Source organism: Mesobacillus sp. (assembly GCF_049588175.1).
GTDB lineage: Bacteria > Bacillota > Bacilli > Bacillales > Cytobacillaceae > Mesobacillus.
In genome coordinates this window covers 1-2,198 of the sequence record NZ_JBAVFI010000292.1, presented here as the reverse complement: position 1 = coordinate 2,198, position 2,198 = coordinate 1, and the positions used below count along the sequence as shown (strand labels likewise).

The window sequence follows — 2,198 nt, the reverse complement described above, 5'->3', positions numbered from 1 at the left end:
TCAAAAAAAGGGCGTTAATCCATCTTGGATCAACGCTCGCGTTACTTTAAAACTTTTTCACATACGATACTCGATACTCACCTGAAAATATCGTGTCATAAAAGCTAATTATTTAAATTAGTGATTTTAAAAACTGCCTGTTCAGCGGACAAGAGTGCACCTTCAAGATGTCCTCCATATTGTGAATCCGACTCTGTACCAGCAAAAATGATTTTCTTTTCCCATACTCCTGCTTTGGGTGGTTGTCCATAACGCGGAAAATCTCTAAGCGGCTCCAAGTCTTCCTCAACAGCCGTTTCGGAATCTCTGGACCAATCCTTGAAAAGGATAGCTCTTACGTTTTGGGCGGAGGTTCCAAAGAGCCTGACCAATTGATCAATGATCAAATTTGAAATTTTACCCTCCCCCAATTCTTGCCGTGTTTTCGCTGGCATTCCGAAGAAACCAAATAAGGCACCAGATCCTGTTTCAGGAGAAGCATCATGGATTTCTTGTAAGGGTCCAACCCAGCTCGTTGCGAATCCAGAGAGTCCTGATTCCCTCCAAAAGGGACGATCATAAATTGCAACGGCCTTGGCCTGTCCTGCCATCCATGTAGGTTTGCTTACTAGATCAGTCATAATATCGGGAGGGAGAGAAGGAGAGAATTCAATATGACGTGCCACAATTCGAGGCGGCAATGCCAGGATAACAGCACTGGCCGAAACTTTTTTTCTCTTGCCATCAGCAAGGTCTGCTTCAACCGTGATCGCACCGACTTCATCCAGTCGAATGGCAGTAACTCGTGATTCTAGCTCGACTACCCCTGAGGGAATAGTATCTGCTACAGCATCTATAAGGGACTGCACACCTCCTACGATACGAATCGACTTTTCACCCGAATTTTCTGGTATTACATAACGCTCGGGTGCTTCGTTTGGGGATCGTTCTGAAAGCATTGCCCCTTTGTTGTACTGAACGAAAGTTCCTAAATTCAGTTCTCTAACAAGATTGGTGATAGTGCTCTCATACTGCGGCCAGAACCATGTCGGCCCAAGATCAAATTTGCCTGGAGCAGGTCTGTCCGGCTCAGAAATGCTCAAGACCCTGCCGCCAATCCTATCTCTAGCTTCCAGAACCATACATTCGATCCCCTGGGCACTGAGTAGAGACGCAGCCCGAAGGCCACTTAAACCCGCACCAACTATGACTACAGGATTGTTCATATTCTTTCCTCCTTCGACCCTTGGGTAGGATGTATAAATGGACATATGAAAGAGCATTGTTTATATTGCTCTCTTCTAAATAAGCTTTCCGTCTGTAACCATTAAAATAAAGAGACCAATATCTGAACACAGGCAGAACTGTTAATTGTATTTAATTAACGATTGAAAACCGAGTGTCTTAGCCTCATTGACGCTGTCAAAAGGAAAACCTCCGCTTCAATTATGATTGCACTAATCATAACAAGGAACACGCATCCCAGGCAATTTCTTCAAAAAATCATTGTCTACCTTTTCATAGAAAGGTTATTATAATCATAATTTACTGGATAGAAAATGGAGGGTCATATGGAAATAAAAATTGATAACCTAACAAAACATGAAGTCATTTCCCTGATCAACGAACACCTGCATGGGATGACGCTTCACTCACCGCCAGAAAGCATCCATGCCTTGGGACTGGAGAAGCTTAAAAAACCCGAGATTACCTTCTGGACAGCATGGGATGGCGAGCGGCTGATGGGCTGCGGTGCTTTGAAGGAACTTGACCCCCAGCACGGGGAACTCAAATCCATGAGGACCGCCACCACCCATCTCCGAAAAGGCGTCGCGCAAAGAATACTCGAACACATCATCAAAGAAGCACAGCTTCGCGGTTATACGAGACTTAGTCTCGAAACAGGCTCAATGGAGGCTTTCACACCCGCCAGGAAGCTCTATGAAAAATATGGCTTCCACTACTGCCCGCCGTTTGGCGACTATGCAGAAGACCCGAATAGTGTATTTATGACGAAGACTTTGTAAAAAGACGACTACCAATAATTCGATTTTAAAGTACTAAATCGTAATTAGGGACAAAAATAACAATTGAATTTTCTCCGCAATTACCGAGTAAATCAGTGCAGAAAAACGCTCAGAGAATAAGCTCTCTGAGCGTTTATATATTATTTGTTATTGAACGTTAGCACCCGTTAGTGAATTATTCATTTAGGAGTA

Annotated in this window: 2 protein-coding genes; one reads left to right on the top strand and one right to left on the bottom strand. The window is 43.8% G+C overall.

The annotated features are described in order from the left end of the window. Positions 1-104: 104 nt before the first annotated feature. A complete protein-coding gene (locus tag WB217_RS07145; RefSeq protein ID WP_423991985.1) occupies positions 105-1,205 on the bottom strand; it encodes a flavin monoamine oxidase family protein in 1,101 nt (366 codons plus the stop codon). A 345-nt stretch (positions 1,206-1,550) separates the two neighbouring features. Here WB217_RS07145 and WB217_RS07140 point away from each other — a divergent pair, with 345 nt between their 5' ends. Next, positions 1,551-2,006 carry a GNAT family N-acetyltransferase gene (locus WB217_RS07140; RefSeq protein ID WP_423991987.1) on the top strand — a complete coding sequence of 152 codons (456 nt, stop codon included), beginning with the start codon at positions 1,551-1,553 and terminating at the stop codon, positions 2,004-2,006. Positions 2,007-2,198 lie beyond the last annotated feature (192 nt).

Bases quoted from the DNA above. Each gene is read 5' to 3' on its own strand.
- WB217_RS07145 (WP_423991985.1), bottom strand. From the start codon at position 1,205: ATGAACAATCCTGTAGTCATAGTTGGTGCGGGTTTAAGTGGCCTTCGG.
- WB217_RS07140 (WP_423991987.1), top strand. From the start codon at position 1,551: ATGGAAATAAAAATTGATAACCTAACAAAACATGAAGTCATTTCCCTG.